At 63.1% G+C, this 17425-nt stretch carries 13 protein-coding genes; 1 reads left to right on the forward strand and 12 read right to left on the reverse strand.

Features of this window, described 5'->3' with window-relative positions:
• Nucleotides 1-25 precede the first annotated feature (25 nt).
• The 3 genes from gspD to BZL41_RS02240 all read right to left on the reverse strand — a co-directional run bounded on the left by gspD (nucleotide 26) and on the right by BZL41_RS02240 (nucleotide 5968).
• A complete protein-coding gene (gene gspD, locus BZL41_RS02230) occupies nucleotides 26-2416 on the reverse strand; it encodes a type II secretion system secretin GspD (protein ID WP_095597790.1) in 2391 nt (796 codons plus the stop codon).
• Nucleotides 2417-3151: 735 nt separating this feature from the next.
• On the reverse strand, nucleotides 3152-4582 hold the full coding sequence (locus tag BZL41_RS02235) for a pectate lyase (RefSeq protein WP_218224374.1): 1431 nt from the start codon (nucleotides 4580-4582) through the stop codon (nucleotides 3152-3154).
• 459 nt (nucleotides 4583-5041) lie between these two features.
• Nucleotides 5042-5968: a LysR family transcriptional regulator gene (locus tag BZL41_RS02240; RefSeq protein WP_095597791.1), complete on the reverse strand. Its 927-nt coding sequence runs from the start codon at nucleotides 5966-5968 to the stop codon at nucleotides 5042-5044.
• A 149-nt stretch (nucleotides 5969-6117) separates the two neighbouring features.
• Between BZL41_RS02240 and BZL41_RS02245 the strand changes: the two genes are divergently transcribed.
• Nucleotides 6118-7347: an acyl-CoA dehydrogenase gene (locus tag BZL41_RS02245; protein WP_095597792.1), complete on the forward strand. Its 1230-nt coding sequence runs from the start codon at nucleotides 6118-6120 to the stop codon at nucleotides 7345-7347.
• Between the two features lie 39 nt (nucleotides 7348-7386).
• Here BZL41_RS02245 and xylB read toward each other — a convergent pair whose 3' ends face one another.
• From xylB to BZL41_RS02290, 9 genes are all read right to left on the reverse strand, one after another.
• The gene (gene xylB, locus BZL41_RS02250; RefSeq protein WP_095597793.1) at nucleotides 7387-8901 is read right to left on the reverse strand and encodes a xylulokinase; all 1515 of its coding nucleotides are present in this window, start codon (nucleotides 8899-8901) and stop codon (nucleotides 7387-7389) included.
• Complete coding sequence (locus BZL41_RS02255) at nucleotides 8898-10373, reverse strand: mannitol dehydrogenase family protein (protein WP_095597821.1); 1476 nt, start codon at nucleotides 10371-10373, stop codon at nucleotides 8898-8900. The genes xylB and BZL41_RS02255 overlap by 4 nt, the downstream gene beginning before the upstream one ends.
• A gap of 99 nt (nucleotides 10374-10472) precedes the next feature.
• Entirely contained in the window at nucleotides 10473-11573 is a 1101-nt protein-coding gene (locus BZL41_RS02260; RefSeq protein ID WP_095597794.1) for an ABC transporter ATP-binding protein, read from the reverse strand.
• An 11-nt stretch (nucleotides 11574-11584) separates the two neighbouring features.
• A complete protein-coding gene (locus BZL41_RS02265) occupies nucleotides 11585-12418 on the reverse strand; it encodes a carbohydrate ABC transporter permease (protein ID WP_095597795.1) in 834 nt (277 codons plus the stop codon).
• Between the two features lie 10 nt (nucleotides 12419-12428).
• A complete protein-coding gene (locus tag BZL41_RS02270) occupies nucleotides 12429-13346 on the reverse strand; it encodes a carbohydrate ABC transporter permease (protein ID WP_371916468.1) in 918 nt (305 codons plus the stop codon).
• Nucleotides 13347-13418: 72 nt separating this feature from the next.
• Nucleotides 13419-14726: a sugar ABC transporter substrate-binding protein gene (locus tag BZL41_RS02275; protein WP_095597797.1), complete on the reverse strand. Its 1308-nt coding sequence runs from the start codon at nucleotides 14724-14726 to the stop codon at nucleotides 13419-13421.
• Between the two features lie 286 nt (nucleotides 14727-15012).
• Nucleotides 15013-15915: a helix-turn-helix domain-containing protein gene (locus tag BZL41_RS02280; protein WP_095597798.1), complete on the reverse strand. Its 903-nt coding sequence runs from the start codon at nucleotides 15913-15915 to the stop codon at nucleotides 15013-15015.
• A 59-nt stretch (nucleotides 15916-15974) separates the two neighbouring features.
• A complete protein-coding gene (locus BZL41_RS02285; protein WP_095597799.1) occupies nucleotides 15975-16922 on the reverse strand; it encodes a carbohydrate kinase in 948 nt (315 codons plus the stop codon).
• Nucleotides 16923-17148: 226 nt separating this feature from the next.
• Nucleotides 17149-17337, reverse strand: a complete 189-nt coding sequence (locus tag BZL41_RS02290; RefSeq protein ID WP_084335174.1) for a hypothetical protein — start codon at nucleotides 17335-17337, stop codon at nucleotides 17149-17151.
• Nucleotides 17338-17425: the final 88 nt, after the last annotated feature.

A 17425-nucleotide genomic window follows, 5' to 3' on the forward strand; every position in this document is an offset into this window, starting at 1 on the left:
GAGGTCATTCACTCCGCCGCTTCGCTCAGGGAGCCCGCGAAACCTGTGCTCCCTCCACGGGGCTGGCGAAGATGAGGGCATCACGTTGCGGCAATTGCTTGGGTAGCCGGGCCATCGCCAGGCGCGCCTTGGCCGAATCATCGTAGTTACCGTACAACAACACGAACCAGGGCTCGTTGTCGCGTTTCGTTTCATGTATCCACAAGGGTTCGCCGGGATGTTGCTGCAGTACTGCCTGCATGAAGGGCAAGCTGCTGCCGCCGACCAATTGAATCGCATAACGCTGCGGTTTTTCCGTTTCGCGGGGCGGCTGCGGCGGCGTAGCCGTTGGCATCGGCGCTGCGTCTTCGCCACCTTTCCCGTTCCCGAGCTGTTTCGGATCGACGGGCTTGGGTGTCTCCAGCAAGGTGGTGACCGGTGCCGGCGAGGGAATGGCTGCCTCCGGAGCGGGCTCGCTCTGCGGCTGAGGAGCCGGATGGGGGCGCAGGTCGATTTCCACGCCCGGCGACTGGGAGCGATCGAACAGCCGTTGTGGCTCCAGCGGGAGGACATTCGCCGCTTCGGTACTCGCCTGGCTCAGCAGGCGCATGTCGCTGTACTTGCGCCCGCTGAGGGCGTTCAGGCCTGCCGAATCGCGTACCACGGTGGGATGCAGGAATACCATCAGGTTGCGCTTGACGTGGCTGTCCTGGGTGGAGCGGAACAGCCGCCCGAGCAGCGGAATATCACCCAGCAGGGGAACCTTGGAGTTGCTGTGGGTGATGTCGTCCTGGATCAGTCCGCCGAGCACGATGACCTGACCGTCGTCGGCCAGGATGGTGCTCTTGATCGAACGCTTGTTGGTCACCAGGTCGACTGCCTGGGCAGACAGCGATGCGCTGGGTGCGATGGAGGAAATCTCCTGCTCGATCTCCAGGCGCAACGTGGCACCCTCATTGAGATGAGGCGTGACCTTGAGTGTCACGCCGATGTCCTTGCGTTCGATGGTAGTGAACGGGTTGCTGGCGCCGTCGCTGGTGGTGGCGTAGGAGCCGGTCTGGAATGGCACGTTCTGGCCTACCAGGATCTCGGCCTTCTGGTTGTCCAGGGTCAGCAGGGTCGGGGTGGAGAGCAGGTTGCTCTTGCTGTTCGTGGACAGCGCGGTGATCAGAGCGCCGAAGTTGCTGGTGCCGACGCCGATGATGGCGCCGTTGGGCAAGCTGGTCGGTATCTGATCATTGGCGATGGCGCCGAGCAGCGTACCGACGGACAGGCCGGTATTGCTGAAGTTCACGCCGCCGATCCCCGCGGTGCCCGAGCCGCGGCCATCACTGGCCCACTGCACGCCGAGGGCATCGCTGATGTCGCCCGACACCTCGACGATCGCCGCCTCGACCAGCACCTGGGCGCGCGGTACGTCGAGTTGGCGGATAATGTCTTCGAGCATGTTCACTGTGTCCGGCTCGGCGAGAATAACCAGGGCGTTGAGGCTCTCGTCGGCGCGGATCATCAGTTGCTGCGGCTTGCCGGAACCGTCGCCGGTTCCCGTCTTCAAGGTCTCGCTGATCTGCCCGAGGGTTTCCGCCAGGGTCTTGGCATCGTTGTGACGGAGGCGGATCACGCGGGTATTGGCCGAGCGGGAGGAGGGCGTGTCCAGCGACTGGGCCAAGCTCACCAGCTTCGCGCGGGCCTCCGCCGGCCCCATGAAGATCAATCGGTTTGTTCGCGTGTCGGCGATCACCTGGGTACTGCCAATTTTCGCCTGCCCCCCGCCGTTGATGGTGTTGTTGAGGATTTCCGCGGCATCGGTCACCCAGGCATGGCGCATGTCGTACACGGTGTAGTCGCGTTGGTTCGCCTGGTCCAGTTGGCGGACGATCTCTTCGATACGGGCGATGTTGGCCTTGCGGTCGCTGATGATCATTGCGTTAGCCGAGGTGACTGCCGCCAGGTGCCCGTACTGCGGGACCAGCGGACGGATCAGCGGTATCAGTTCGGCAACGGCGTTGTGTTGGACCTGAATCACCCGGGTTTCCAGGCTGTCTGCACCGGAGAGGCCGCCCTTGGTGGCTTCGGCCTTGGCTTCGGCGTTCGGAATGATGCGGGCCTGGTCGCCCTGCGGCAGTACGGTATAGCCATAGGTGGCCAGTACCGAGAGGAACAGTTGGTAGACCTCGGGCAGGGTCAGGCTGGCATTCGAGACCACAGTGACCTGGCCCTTGACCCGTGGATCGACGACGAAGGTCTCTCCGGTAATTTCGGCGATCTGGCCGATGAAATCGCGGATGTCCGCGCCCTGGAGATTGATGGTCCAGCGCTCTCCCTGCTGTTGGGCTGCCGGGGCGGCAGAGGGCGTCGAGGCGGCATGCACTAGGGGCGCGGCAATAAGACCGCTGGCGATGAATAGGACGGTAAGGCGAAGAAGAGTGAATGGCATCGTCAGTCGTTGTCCGGCAAATACTTCGTCGGGTGAGGCGGCAGTGCGGTTGCCGGGCATTGTTCGCCGGGCTGTTCCGCGCTCAGAGGCTCGGTCGTCATGACGGAGAGCAACAGGGGCAGGCCAGGAGATAGGGAAACGTGGGGAGTAGGGGCACCCTCATTCGCCATGTTGGCAAACGATCGACGGGCTTGCCGTGCATGATGCGAAGGAACTGCGACCTTGCGGTTCGAGGTGGGTAGCTGACGGTCCGAGTTGTCTGTGCAATGGAAAATTGCGGTCAAGTGTTCGCCGACTCAGTGATTGTTGGAATGATTGTCTGCTGGGCCATGCCTCGGCCAGGACCGTGACCGGGTAGACCTGCCGCTGTCTCCCTGTCGAGGACGGGCGAGGCTCGCACCTTCGCGATTGCTCTCGAAATATAGGTAGAGCCAAGGCACATGGCTATCAGGTTATCCCGGTTTTGGTTAGGACTTTGGAAGGGGGTGGGTAGGGATATCCTTAGCTGAATGCTGTGACCCTCTGATTGCCACTTACCGGTCGCCCAAGCCGCGTTTCCAGGAAGATGCGCGCCCATTCGCAGGCCTGCCTGGTCCCGGTCCCGTACCACCGTGACGGGTGCCGCCGCTGGCTGGAAAGAATGCTGCCTGTCGTACCTTGGCAAGGGATCACCGGGCTCCGGTTTTCAGGACATGAAAGAACCCGGCCGTCGCGTCGACGACCGGGTTTCGAGGCTTAGAGTGCACTCACATCGCTGCGCTTGACATTGCAAGCTGTGGTTGCCCATGCACCTTCCTCGTTATACGAGGGGGATTCGCGTTTCTCGCTCTTCTGGACACCCTCGAACTCTTCGCAGACTACCGGCTTGCCTTCCTTGTAATCCTTGATCTTAAGGTTGCGGATGGTGGCGACATCCTTGTAGTTGCGGTTCACTCCGGCGATGGTACCGATGGTGCCATTCACTTTCACGCCGTCGATTTCCACCATGCGGGGGCCGCCGTTATTGCTGCAGTTCCCACAGGAGCGCCAAACTTTTCCATTGGCACCGGAGGCGATGAAGCCACTTTTGACGATGGTTTTGCTGTTCATCGAATTGTGCTGAAAGATCTTGTCGGGCTTGCCGCCGTAGCCATTCTTCTCGTTGTTGGCGATGCCGCCGACGATGGTCAGACTCTTGGTAGCCTTGATGTTGGAGGCGGCATCTTCGCAGACATCCTCCCAGACAACGTTTTCGATGCGGCAATCGCCGGCCACGCAGTGGATACCATCGGCACCACCATTGGCGGCGATGCGCAGGTTCTTAACCGTGGCGTTCTTTAGAATGATGAGGGGCTGTTGCTTGTCGCTGTCGCTAGGGCAGCTGGTACCCAGGGTGATGCCACCACAATCGATGGTGGCGTTTTCCACCACGGCGCCGGCATAGCAGGCGCTGTCGGCTTTCCTGACAGCCTTGGCCTGGGCAGCGGTGGAGGTACCGGCGAGGTTGGATTCGCTCAGGCTGCCGTCGGTGGCAACGAAGACGACCCAGTACCAGTAGTCCTGGTTCAGGTTTTCGGGGTGGTCGATAAAGGTCCGCTCGTTGCTGTCATCCAGTACGGCAATCTTCACTGCGGCGCTCTTGTCTGCTTTGGCGCTGCGGTAAACGATCTGGTGGACGAACTGTCCATCGGCCGACCAGCTCAGGTTTACCGAGTCGGCGCTCTTGAGCGTCATCAGCAGCGAACTCGAGGAGGATGCAACCGGTGCCGGCGAAATGCTGGGCACATTGTCAGCGGGGGCGCTGGCTTTCGGAGCCGTGGGTGTGTTACTCGGACTGGAGGCGGCACTGCCTGTGGCAACGACCGAGGTGCTTGCGGAGTTGGATAGTTTCGACTTCTTGCTGGCGTCGATGACTTTCACCCAGTACCAGTATTGTTGGCTCAGATTGCCCGGCTTATCGGTATAGCTACGCTTGCTGACGTCGAGTTTGGCGACGAGTTGGCGACCGCTGGAGCCGGATTGGGTGTTGCGGTAGATCTCCTGGGCGACGAACTCGCCGCTGGTCGTCCAGTTGAGGTTGACGGTCGATGCGCTTTGGGAAACCTTCAGGGCCACCTTGGGAGCGGCGAACGAAAGCGATGTGCCAAGCAGATAGAGACAACAGCCGATCAATACCTTGTACTTCATTGGAACTTCTCCAAAAGGATCGAAAAAGAGGTGTTGCACGTATTCGCTCTGGAACTCCTTCCCTGGCTGTTGAGCAGAATTAAAAAAGGCCGCATAAAGCGGCCAAAGAGTAGAGGCTCACTCCTCTACGGGGACCTTTAGTCTACCGGCAAGCAACCATCGGTAACTTCTGGCTATAAGAAATCAAGAACCGTTCTGCAGCTTTGCTTTGTATTGATTGGTCTATCACGATTTATTTTTGATCCAATTCGTCGAGAAAAAGACAGTCTGTGGTCAAGTTGGCTATTTCCATTTGAAGAGGGAACGATTTCGGCTGTCCGTACGAACGGAAGAAACTTTGCACTCGGTCACGTAATGAAAAAATCGTCCGGCGTAATGGAACCGATGATGGGCTGAGAAATGAAAACGCCGGCATTTGCCGGCGTTTTTCTTTAAGGGAGGGGTGGCCGATTGGTCGTTTCAGGCTTCTTCCATGCTCTTTTCCTGCCGGGTCACCTGCTGGCAGATTTCGATTATCTGTTCGCGCATCCAGCGGTTGGCCGGGTCCTGGTCGGTGCTTTCGTGCCAGTAGAGGTGCGTCTCCAGCGCGGGCACGTCCTTGACTGGCAGGTCGACGTAATGGAGGCCGTGGCGCCGCGCGAAGCGTTCCGGCACGGTCATGGCCATGTCGGTCTGCTGCATCACCAGCGAGGCCATCAGGTAATGCTGCGAGCGCAGGGCGATCCGGCGCTGGATACCCATCTTGCCCAGGGCCAGGTCTACGAAGCCCAGGCCGCTGCGCCGGCTGGAGATATGGATGTGGGTCAGCGCCAGGTATTCGTCGAGGCTGAGTTTGTCCTTGGCCATCGGATGGCCCTTGCGCAAGGCGCAGACGTAGCGGTCTTCCAGCAGCTTGACGTGGCGGACCTGCGGGTCGGTATTGAGCGGGGCGTCGACGGCGAAGTCGAGGCGGCCGGCGGCCAGTTCCTTGGTGGTTTCCCGGCGCTTGGCGAGGAAGCTTTCGATCTGCACGGTCGGCGCCAGCCGGCGCAGGCGTTGGAACAGCGGCGGCAGCACCACGGCCTCGGTGAGGTCGGTCATGCTGATGCGGTAGGTCTTGTTCGCCTGCTGCGGGTTGAAGGTACGGCTTTCCTGGACCGAGACGCGTAGCAACTGCAGGGCGTTGCGCACCGGGCCGATGATGTTTTGCGCCATCGGGGTCGGCACCATGCCCTGGGCGGTGCGCACGAAGAGTGGGTCGTTGAAGGTTTCGCGCAGACGGGCGAGGGCGTTGGAAACCGCGGGCTGGGTGATGCCGACGATCTGCCCGGCGCGGGTCAGATTGGCCTCGGTGTAGATGGCGTCGAACACGATGAAGAGGTTGAGGTCGACCTTGTTCAGGTTCATTCCGAGGCACTCCTGGCGTGGAAGGGAATCAGCGGGACATATATCGGTTATGAATGTTTATACACGGTGAAAATAGGTTCGATAAATCTTAAACGCTGTTCTAGCATCCTTTCCAGACCTCATTCGTAGCCCGTCAGAAGGTAGCCCTCATGGATTTCGCCTATTCCCCCAAGGTTCAGGAACTGCGTGAACGCGTCACCGCGTTCATGGAGGCCTATGTCTATCCGGCCGAGCCGGTGTTCGATCAGCAGGTGGCCGAAGGCGACCGCTGGCAGCCGACCGCGATCATCGAAGAGCTGAAAGCCAAGGCCAAGGCCGAGGGCCTGTGGAACCTGTTCCTCCCCGAATCCGAGTACGGTGCCGGCCTGACCAACACCGAATATGCTCCGCTGGCCGAGATCATGGGCCGTTCGCTGATCGGTTCCGAGCCGTTCAACTGCTCCGCGCCGGATACCGGCAACATGGAGGTGCTGGTGCGCTATGGCTCCGAAGAGCAGAAGCGCACCTGGTTGGAACCACTGCTGCGTGGCGAGATCCGTTCGGCGTTCGGCATGACCGAGCCGGGCGTCGCATCTTCCGATGCCACCAACATGGAAGCCCGCGCCGTACGCGAAGGCGATGAGTGGGTGATAAACGGCCGCAAATGGTGGACCTCCGGCGCCTGCGACCCGCGCTGCAAGATCATGATCTTCATGGGCCTGACCAACCCGGACGCCCCGCGCCACCAGCAGCACTCGATGATTCTGGTGCCGCTGGATACCCCCGGCGTGAAGATCATCCGGCCGTTGCCGGTGTTCGGCTACGACGACGCGCCCCACGGCCACGCCGAAGTGTTGCTGGAGAACGTTCGCGTGCCTTACGAGAACGTCATCCTCGGCGAAGGGCGTGGCTTCGAGATCGCCCAGGGCCGTCTCGGCCCGGGCCGTATTCACCACTGCATGCGTTCCATCGGCATGGCTGAGCGCGCCCTCGAGCTGATGTGCAAGCGTGCCGTCAGCCGCACCGCCTTCGGCAAGCCGCTGGCCCGGCTGGGCGGCAACATCGATCACATCGCCAATTCGCGGATGGAGATCAATATGGCGCGCCTGCTGACACTGAACGCGGCTTACATGATGGATACCGTCGGCAACAAGATCGCCGCCAGCGAGATCGCCCAGATCAAGGTGGTGGCGCCGAACGTCGCGCTGAAGGTGATTGACCGCGCTATCCAGATTCATGGCGGTGCCGGGGTTTCCAACGACTTCCCGCTGGCCTATTGGTACGCCATGCAGCGTACCCTGCGCCTGGCGGACGGTCCGGACGAGGTGCACCGCGCGGCGATCGGCAAGTTCGAGATCGGCAAGTACGTACCCAAGGACATGCTGCGCTCCAGCCGCTGACCAGGGACGCCCCTGCGCGACAGCCGCGGAGGGGCGGGCCTATGGCCTAACCCTGTACACATCCTCGAGATGCCGGCTATAACGCCGGTAAGCCGTTCCATAGGCCTGGACGTTGCCCGCCAGCGGCCGCGTCGCCGTCGTTTCATCCAGCCTGACGCAACGCGCGCACAGCTCTTCCAGGGATGCCTCCGGCTCGCGCTGGCGAGCATGGCACCAGGCCGCTTGGATCGCTGCGCCCAATGCCGCTGCCTCGCTCTGTTCGGCGCCGATTACCGGCACGTCCATGCTGTCGGCGATCAACTGTCGCCACATCGCGCTCTTCGCGCCGCCACCGATCAGGCGGATGCTATCGCCTCGGATGCCGTTTTCCCGCAACAGATCGAGCCCGCGCCGCAAGCCGAAGGTGATGCCTTCCAGCACGGCGCGGCACAGGTTGGCGCGGGTCAGGTTGGCGTAGGTCATACCCAGCAGGCTGGCGCTGGCCTCGGGTAGCGGAGGCACCCGTTCGCCGTTGAAGAAGGGCAGCAGGGTGAGTCCTTCGGCCCCGATGGGCGCTTGGGCGGCGAGCCGGGAAAAACTGTCCAGATCGATTGCCAGCAGCTCGCGGATCAACGCGTTGGCGTTGGTCAGGTTCATGGTGCAGATCAGCGACAGCCAGCCACCCGAAGAGGCACAGAACGAGGCGATCTCCGGCCGGCTGCCTATCAGTGGCCGGTCTGTCCAGGCGTAGAGGGTACCGGATGTTCCCAGGCTCATGGTGAGGACGCCGGGGCGAATATTGCCGGTGCCGATGGCGCCCATCATGTTGTCGCCGCCACCGCTGGAGACCAGAACATCGCGGGACAGGCCGAGCTGCCGGGCCACTTCCGGACGTAGCGTGCCGACAGGTTCGTCGGCGGCCAGTAACGTAGGCACCGCAGCAGCCAGGCGGCCGGTCGAGTCGATGTGACGCAACAGCTCGACATCCCAGATGCGTCCACGCACATCGAAATAGCCGGTGCCGGAGGCATCGCCATGTTCGCTGCAATAACGGCCGGTCAGCCAGAAATTCAGGTAGTCGTGGGGCAGCAGGACGTGGGCGATGCGCTTGAACACATTGGGGTGATGCTCGCGTGTCCAGAGCAGCTTGGACAGCGTATAGCCCGGCGCCAGGACCACGCCCAGGCGGCGGAGCGAGCCTTCGATACCACCCAGGTAGTCCAGCAACCGCTGGTTCTCCGCCTGGCTTTCCGTATCGCACCAGAGCTTGGCCGGCCGCAGCACGTCGCCCCGCTCATCCAGCAGGACCAGCCCATGCTGCTGGCCGGAGACCCCGATGCCCCGTACGTCATGACCGTCCACCCCGGCTTCGCCGAGGGCGGCCCGGCACGACTGGACGAGGGCGGCCAGCCACTCCGACGGCTCCTGTTCGCGGCGGCCGTTCGGGCCTTCGATCAGTCGGTGGGCCACCGCACCCTGGCCAAGCACCTGGCCGCTACGGGCATCGAGGAGCAGGGCCTTGGTACCCTGGGTGCCGCAATCGATGCCGAGGAAGAGGTCGCCGTGCCTGCTCATTGCGCCAGTAACCGTTCCAGCGTACGGCTGACGCCGAGGGTTTTCAGGCTGTGCAGGCTGCGTTCGAAGGCGTCGATGAACGCCGCCGAGCGCGGGATCTTCGGCCCGAAGATTTGCTCCACGCCGAGCAGCCGGGTGCTGAGCCCTTCGTCATCGGCCACCAGCGCCTGGCAGAACTCCGCGCGTGGGTCGGGAATCCGGTAGCGTTCGCCACGTTCGTCGATGCCGCGCAGGTACAGTGCCCAAGCCGCGACCACTAGGGACGCACGCTCCAGCGGACGCCCTTCATCGATCAGCCGGTTGATGGTGGGGACGCTGAACTTGGAGAACTTCGACGAGCCATCCGAGCAGACCCGTTCCAGTTGATCGGCGATGGCACGGTTGGAGAAGCGCTCGATCAGCGTGTGCTTATAGACCTCCAGATCAATGCCTGGGGCGGGCGGTAATTGCGGCGTCACGTCCTTGTCCATCCAACCGCGGATGAAGTGCACGAACAACGGGTCCGCCATGGTTTCGTGGACGAAGCGGTAACCGCGCAGGAAGCCCAGGTAGGTGAGTGCCAGATGGCTGCCGTTGAGCAGCTTAATTTTCATCTCTTCGTAGGGGGTGACGTCGTCAGTGAATTGCACCCCGACTTTTTCCCAGGCTGGCCGGCCGCTGACGAACTTGTCTTCCAGCACCCACTGCACGAAAGGCTCGCAGACCACCGGCCAGGCGTCGTCGATGCCGTGCCGGTCATGCAGGTCGAGGCGGTGCCGGGTGCTGGTCATCGGCGTGATGCGGTCAACCATGGCGTTGGGAAAGGTCACGTGCCCGGCGATCCAATCAGCGAGTTCCGGATCGCGAAGCCGGGCGAAGGCCAGCAGCGCCTTGCGCGTCACATCGCCGTTGTGCGGCAGGTTATCGCAGGACATCACCGTGAACGGCGGTGTGCCGGCGGTGCGGCGGCGGGCAAGGGCGCCGGCGAGAAAACCGAACAGGCTTTGCGGTGCATCGGGGTGGGCCAGGTCGTGCTGGATTTGCGGCAGTGTGGGATTGAATTCACCCGTGCTCTCGTTAATGCAATAACCGCCCTCGGTGACGGTGAGGGAGACGATGCGCGTCGCCGGATCGGCCAGCTTGTCGAGCAATGCCTGCGGCGACTCCTCGGCCAGCAGCATGCCGTTGAGCGCGCCGATCACGCGGACCTCGGTGTCCGCCGTGTCGGCCAGCTCCACCAGGGTGAAGAGATAGTTCTGCTCGGCGAGGGCATCGCGCATGGCGCGGTCCTCCCGGCGCAGCCCGGCGCCGCAGATTGCCCAGTCGAAGGCTTCGCCATGGTTCATCAGGGCATCGGTGTAGAACGCCTGATGGGCTCGATGGAAGCCGCCGACCCCGATATGGACGATGCCCTGGCTGAGCCGGGACAGGTCGTAGGTGGGGCGGGCCACTCCGGGCGGCAGATCGGAAAGGGTGTGCCGGTCTAGTTTCATGTGTGTGAGGTCCTGGATGCGGAAATCGGTACGCATCCTCCCGGCCCTCGACCTTGGTTGGTTGAAGGCACTGTGGCGAAGCCCGGGAGGGTGCCGGTTTCAGGCGGCCTGGCGAACCGCTCGGGCGACGGCCAGCCCGTCCGCGTCGAACAGATGGCAATGGTCGAGGTCCAGCGTCAGGCCGATGCGCTCTCCATAGCCGCAGGTGAAGTCGCCGCGTACGCGCAGGGTGAGGTTTTCCTCCGAGTCGGTGCGCACGTGGCAATAGGTGTCGCTGCCCAGGCGCTCGCTGACGTCGGTGCCGACCATGAGCTGCGCCTGCTCCGGTGGCGCACGGTGGAGATGTTCCGGGCGGATGCCGAGGGTCACCGGGCTGCCGACGTCCAGCGGTCCGGCCGCCGGCAACCGCAGGGTGCAACCGGCATCCAGGACGACCTCGCAGCCATCGGCGTGCAGGGCGCTGACCCGGCCCCGGAGGAAGCCCATCTTCGGCGTGCCGAGGAAACCGGCGACGAACAGGTTGGCCGGATGGTTGTACAGCTCCAGCGGCGAGCCGACCTGTTCGATCCGCCCACCGTTGAGCACCACCACTTTGTCGGCCAGGGTCATGGCTTCGACCTGATCGTGGGTCACGTAGATCATGGTGGCCTGCAATTCCTTGTGCAGGCGTGCCAGCTCCAGACGCATCTGCACGCGCAGGGCGGCATCGAGGTTGGACAGCGGCTCGTCGAAGAGGAAGATTTTCGGATTACGCACGATGGCCCGCCCGATCGCCACGCGCTGGCGCTGGCCACCGGAAAGCTGGCGCGGTTTACGTTCGAGCAGGGGTTCCAGTTCGAGGATGCGCGCGGCCTCGCTGACCTTGCGCTCGACCTCCTGCTTGTCGGTGCCGGCCAGGTCGAGGGCGAAGGACATGTTCTTGCGCACCGTCATGTGCGGGTACAGCGCATAGGTCTGGAACACCATGGCCAGGTCGCGTCTGGCCGGACTCTCGTCGGTGATCTCGCGGCCGTCCAGTTCGATGCTGCCGCTGCTGACTTCCTCCAGCCCGGCGATCAGCCGCAGCAGGGTCGACTTGCCGCAGCCGGACGGACCGACGAAGACGACGAATTCGCGGTTGCGGATGTCCAGGTCGATGCCCTTGATGATGGCGTGGCCATCGAAGCCTTTTTGCAGGTTGCGAATCTTCAGGTCTGCCATGGGAATTACCTTTATTTGACGGCGCCGAAGGAGAGGCCGCGCACCAGTTGCTTCTGGCTGATCCAGCCGAAGACCAGGATGGGCGCGCAGGCAAGGGTGGAAACTGCGGAGAGCTTGGCCCAGAACAGGCCTTCCGGGCTCGAATAGGAGGCGATCAGCGCGGTCAGCGGCGCGGCCTTCGCCGAGGTCAGGTTGAGTGACCAGAACGCCTCGTTCCAGCAGAGGATCAGCGATAGCAGCACGGTGGAGGCGATGCCGCCCTTGCTGATCGGCAGCAGCACCCGGACGATTTCCTGCAGAGTGCCGGCGCCGTCCATGCGCGAGGCTTCGAGGATTTCCCGGGGAATGTCCTTGAAGTAGGTGTACACCATCCAGACCATGATCGGCAGGTTGATCAGGGTGTAGATCAGTACCAGCACCAGCCGCGTATCCAGCAGGCCGAGGGACTTGGCCAGCAGGTAGATGGGCACCAGCACGCCGACTGCCGGCAGCATCTTGGTGGACAGCATCCACAGCAGCGTGCTGCGGGTCCGGCGGGTTTCGAAGAAGGCCATGGAGTAAGCCGCCGGGATGGCTAATAGCAACCCCAAGCCGGTGGCGCCGAAGGCGATGGTCACCGAGTTCCAGGCGTACTTGAAGTAGCCGCTGCGCTCCTGGATGTGCAGGTAGTTGTCCAGCGTCGGTACGAAGAAAAACTGCGGCGGCGTGGCGAAGGCGTCGATCTCGGTCTTGAAGCTGGTCAGCAGCATCCAGAAGATCGGGAAGAACAGCAGCAGCGCCGCGCTCCAGGCCGCCAGCCCGACCAGCCAGGTAGTGAGACGGCGGGATTGAGTGAGAGTCAGCATCGGTCGCTCCTCAGGACTTGTCGGTGAGGTTCTTGCCGAGCATGCGCACCAGCATGATCGCGGCGACGTTGGCGATGAGCACGGCGATCAGCCCTCCCGCCGAGGCCATGCCGACGTCGAACTGCAGCAACGCCTGGTTGTAGATCAGGTAGGCCAGGTTGGTGGACGCATAGCCGGGGCCGCCGCTGGTGGTGGTGTAGATTTCGGCGAACACCGAGAGCAGGAAGATCGTCTCGATCATCACCACCACGGCGATCGGCCGCGCCAGATGCGGCAGGGTCAGGTGCCAGAAGATCGCCAACGGGCCGGCACCGTCGAGGCGGGCGGCTTCCTTCTGCTCCTGGTCGAGCGACTGCATGGCGGTCATCAGGATCAGGATGGCGAATGGCAGCCACTGCCAGGACACGATGATCACGATGGACAGCAGCGGGTGCTGGGCCAGCCAGTCCACCGGCTGCGCGCCGAAGAGTTTCCACAGCGCCGCGAGGATGCCCGAGACCGGATGGAAGATCAGGTTCTTCCAGACCAGCGCCGAGACCGTCGGCATGATGAAGAACGGCGAGATCAGCAACACCCGGACGATCCCGCGTCCGGCGAAGTCGGCGGCTTCCAGCAGCGCCGAGATGAGCACGCCGAACACCACGCTGATCGCCAGCACGCTGCCGACCAGGATCAGCGTGTTGACGGCACCGGGCATGAAGCCGGTGTCGGTGATGAAGAACTCGAAATTCTCCAGACCGACGAAGGCGTTCTCGCCCGGATAGAGCAGGTTGTAGCGGATCAGGGAGAAGTACAGGGTCATGCCCAGCGGCACGATCATCCATAGAAGCAGGACGGCGACCGACGGGCTGACCAGCAGCCAGCCGGGGGAACGTCGGCGCCGAGGGGCGGCTGCCGGCAACGCGGGCAGGGCGGTGGCGGATTTCATCACAGAGGTATTCATGGCGTTCGCTCCGAGGGGGCGGCGGTGTCGCGGCGGCGGGCGGGCCCGCCACCGGGCCTACTTCGGATAGCCGGCGCGCTTCATCTCGCGGGCCGTGGACTGCTGCGCGGCGGCGAGCACCTGCTCCACCGGCATTTGCCCGGTAAGAGCGGCGGAGAACAGCTTGCCGACCTGAGTGCCGATGGCCTGGAACTCGGGGATGGTGACCAACTGGATGCCGACGTAGGGCACCGGCTTCAGGGTCGGATTGGCCGGGTCCGCCTTCTTCAAGGCTTCCAGGGTCAGCTTCGCGAATGGTGCGGCCTGCATGTAGGCATCGTTGTAGGTGGAGGCACGGGTGCCCGGCGGCACGTTGGCGACGCCGTCGGTCTTTGCCACCAGGGCGGCGTAATCCTTCGAGGTGGCCCAGGTGATGAAGGTCTTCGCCGCGTCCTGGGCCTTGGAACTGGTGGGAATCGCCAGCGCCCAGGAATACATCCAGGCCGCGCCCTTGTCGGTGACCTGCTGCGGGGCGAAGGCGAAGCCGACCTTGTCGGCCACCTTGCTCTGCGAGGCGTCGGTGACGAAGGAGCCGGCCACACTGGCGTCGACCCACATGGCGCACTTGCCGCTGTTGAACAGCGCGAGGTTTTCGTTGAAACCATTGCTCGAAGCGCCGGGCGGGCCGTATTGCTTCATCGTGTCGACGTAAAAGTTCAACGCCTGGGACCACTCGGGGCCGTTGAATTCCGGCTGCCATTTTTCGTCGAACCAGCGGGCACCGTAGGCGTTCGCCAGGGTGGTGATCAGCGCCATGTTCTCGCCCCAGCCGGCTTTGCCGCGCAGGCAGATACCGTACTGCTCCTCGGCGGGTTTGTGCAGCTTGGCGGCGAACCCGGCCATCTGCTCCCAGGTCGGTTGTTCGGGCATCTTCAGGCTGGCCTGCTCGAACAGGTCGGTACGGTAGTAGGTGAGCGAGCTTTCGGCATAGAACGGCAGGGCGTAGAGCGTGCCGTTGGCCGACAGCCCCTCGCGTACGGAGGGGAACACATCGTCGAGATCGTAATCGGCGGGCAGGTCCTTCATCGGTTCCAGCCAGCCCTTGCTGCCCCACAGGGACGCTTCGTACATGCCGATAGTGAGCACGTCGAACTGTCCGCCCTGGGTGGCGATGTCGGTGGTCAGGCGCTGGCGCAGCACGTTCTCTTCCAGCACCACCCAGTTGAGGGCGATGTCCGGGTGCTGCTGCTCGAAGGTCTTCGACAGCCGCTGCATGCGGATCATGTCGCTGTTGTTGACGGTGGCGATGGTGACGGTCTGGGCCGCCAGGGCGAGATTGCCGAGGGTGAGGCAGGCGGTGGCGAGCAGAGCTTTCGCGGGGTTCATTTCGCACTCCTGTTCCGCCGCACACGGCAGCAGAAACTCGTTATTGTTTTTGTCCTTCCCGCCTTGGCGAACCAGAAAACGGGGAAGAGTGTCGGGAGGCATTACACGCCCCCTGGCGGAGTTCGGACAAAGCCTTGGCTGCACCTAGATCGATACTTTTTTGCACTCATGATCCAGAGGCTGACATACGGGCAAAACGATTCAGCGACAGGGAAATACCCATGCCAGAGCGGCAGCGGCAATCGAATGGAGGCAGCGAATAGTACCGGTCTGGCCGGGGCGGGGGTCAGGCGAGGTTCTGTTCGGTGAGTCGCTGCACCACCAGCCGGCGGTAGCGGGAAGGTGTCATGCCCTTGAGCTGCTGGAAGCGTCGATTGAAGTTGGACAGGTTATTGAAGCCGGACTCGAAACAGACGTCGGTGACCGGCTTGTCGCTGTCCGCCAGCAGCTCGCAGGACTTGCTGATGCGCAGGCTGTTGACGAATTCGACGAAGCCGCGCCCGGTGGCTTGCTTGAAGAAGCGCGAGAAATAGGTGGGCTTCATCCCCAGGTGCTCGGCCACTTCCTCCAGCGGCAGCTCGCGCATGTAGTGCGCGAAGATGTAATTCACCGCCAGGTTGGTGCGGTCGACGTGATTGTCGTCGCCAAGCTGCGCCGACGTGGAGCCGGAGAGCAACTGGTAGTCGTCAGTGGCCGCCAGCAATCCCAGCAGGGCGAGGAAATGGCCGAGGCGGGGGATGTCGTCGCTGTCGGCGATCAACTGCATCAGCACCTTGGCCTGGCGGATCGTCTGCGGGTCGTGGAACTGGATGCCATAGCGCGCCCGCTCGAACAGCGGCGCCAGACCTTTGAGTTCGGAGAACACCGCGGTGGCTGCATCGAACAGCTCGTCGGTGAAATTCACCAGCATGTCGCGCTTGGACACCACTTCGCCTTCGTCGACCTGGCTGATCCAGTTATGGGGCAGGTGCGGGCCGGTGAGGAACAGCGTGTCCGGGCCGAAGTTACCGATGTAGTCGCCGATGAACACCTTGCCCGAGCTGGCGACGATCAGGTGCAGTTCGTATTCCTTGTGGTTGTGCCAGCGTACCAGCGGGCAGGGGAATCCGTGTTCGCGGTAGATCAGCGACTTCCCGTTGTGGTCGTCCATCAGCTCATAGGACGGGTCTGTGGTTCTGCTGGCTTTCATGTGCGGATTCGTATCGGCGGATGCCGATTCTTATAGTTGTTTTGTCCGGCGAAGCAACCTCAATTCTGCATACCCAGCTCCCGCCGATATGGCAGGTCCGGGCCAGTACGGGTGCAAGTGATCGCCGCGGCTTCCGCAGCGAAAGCGAGCAGGGCCTCAAGATCGTCGCGCGACAGGTCGTCCAGCGCGTCCCGGGTATCGAGCCCGCGTTCGGCCAGCCAAGCGAGCAAGGCGGCTTGGAAGCTGTCGCCGGCCCCCACGCTGTCGCGCACCTCCACAGGGCGTGCCGGTACGCACAGGCGGCCGTGCCGCTGGTTGAACACGCAGGCACCGTCGCCACCCCGGGTCAGGAACACCAGCCGGCAACCGCGCTCCAGCCAGCCGGCGGCGATTCGTTCGGCATCCTGATTCGGGTACAGCAGGGCCAGGTCTTCCTCGCTGACCTTAATCAGGTCGGCATGATCCACCAGCTCGTCGAGGCACGTGAGCCAGCGCTGGATATCCGGCTCGACGTTCAGCCGCACGTTGGGATCGAGGCTGATGAGCCGCCGACCGCTTTCGCGGCGGACCAGGGCGAGCAAAGTATCGGCGGTGGGCTGTACCACCAGGGAGTAGGAGCCGAGATGGATGCCGCGAATACGGTCGTCCAGCGTCGGCAGGTGCTCCGGGCCGAGCAACCGGTCGGCACAACCTTCGCCGCGGAAGCTGTAATGCGGCGTGCCTTCGTCGTCCAGGGCGACCATCGCCAGCGTGGTGGGGGCGTCCAGCTCGACCAGGAACGCCGTGGCCACGCCCTCGTCGTCGAGCACGCGGCGTAGTTGCTGGCCGAGATAATCGCGGGACAGGCCGGTGAACAACCCGGCCGCCGCACCGAGTCGGCACAGGCCGAGGGCGACGTTGAACGGCGAGCCGCCGGCCACGGCGTCCAGGGCAAGCCGGTTGCCGGCCGCACCGGAAGAGGATTCGGCAAAAACATCGAACAAGGCTTCGCCGCAGACCAGATACATAGGGAAGGCTCCGGATGCGAGGGGTCGTTGGCTGCGAGCCTAGCGGCGGGCGAGGGAAAACGACAATACGCGATGGCCTGGCGGCTGATACGAATTTGCACTGGGCGGGGTATCCGCGAGCAGCGCTCGCTCCTACGAGGGCAGGCTGGATTGTGTAGAGGCGAATTCATTACAGGTGGCACCGAACCGCTCTGTGTAGGAGTCAGCTCTGCTGGCGAAGCGCTTATCAGTGAGGCTGCAATTCGGAGGGTTCTTCGGTGCGGGCCCGCTCCTGCAGCCAGAGCTTGCGCTGGCGCAACTGGGCGGCGAATTGGCGGGCGGCGAGTTCTTCGTCGAAGGTGATGCCACGGACACCCAGGCGCACCTGCCATTGCGGGCGTCCGCTGTGTTCAACCGGCTCGATCAACACGTCCATGCGCATGTTCCCTTGAGTGCGGGATATCCCAGACGAAGTAAAGCTCAAGGTTACGCCAAATGAGAAACGTTCGGAACCCGCCGGCGCT

Origin of the sequence: Pseudomonas sp. PIC25 (genome assembly GCF_002286785.1) — a bacterium.
Lineage (GTDB): Bacteria > Pseudomonadota > Gammaproteobacteria > Pseudomonadales > Pseudomonadaceae > Pseudomonas_M.